Source organism: Paraburkholderia franconis (genome assembly GCF_009362735.1).
Classification (GTDB): Bacteria; Pseudomonadota; Gammaproteobacteria; order Burkholderiales; family Burkholderiaceae; genus Paraburkholderia; species Paraburkholderia franconis.
On record NZ_WHNP01000256.1, the window covers coordinates 1 to 650 of the forward strand.

Annotated in this window: 1 pseudogene; it reads right to left on the minus strand. The window is 60.5% G+C overall.

The window, feature by feature from the left end:
* Positions 1 to 641, minus strand: a pseudogene (locus GCT13_RS51710) (ATP-dependent helicase); the annotation flags it as partial.
* Positions 642 to 650: the final 9 nt, after the last annotated feature.

Consider the following 650-nt stretch of genomic DNA (forward strand, 5'->3'; position numbering starts at 1 on the left):
ATCAGGAGAGAGAGCAGCTTCGCCTTGTTCCGCGCACCGGAAAATTCCTCGAGCGCCCGCGAAAGTGGTTGATGTTGTGTCTTGCCATGGGCCGATATGCGCGCTGCGTAGGTTGCCAGGAAGGCGAAAGGGGCTTCAGGATCCTTGCGGTTTTCGGCAAGGTTGAAGTGAACACGGCCCACAAGATTCCAGGCAGGATGACGCGACTTGAGAAATGCCTGAAGCGACTCCCCCGTGCTCGCCAGCTCATCACGTAAAGCGGTGTCGATTTCGCCCCACAGTGCCGCCAGGACATCCGACGTGAGATATTCGGCACCCGTCATGGGCGGCGCATCTTCGATCAGTCTTTCGAAGTCCCCTGTGTCCGGTTGAGAAACCGTGACCTCCTCGCCTTCTGACGTGGTGCATAAAGACGTGACATAGCGGGCGCCAAAGTCGCGCCACCATGCCCACGCAGGCGGCAGTGCACGCCCTATGGTTGCGCTCCCCAGATAGAGCAGCCCATGACCCGTGCCGCGCCTGAAGGAAGCGCCTAGCGCAACGTCATCTGGCAAGGGAGGCGCATCGACGTCCGGCGCTGCAAGGAGGTGGCCCGCCGGTGTGATTTTGGGCGCGAGACAATCGCTATCGGTCAAAGACATGGATGGTCG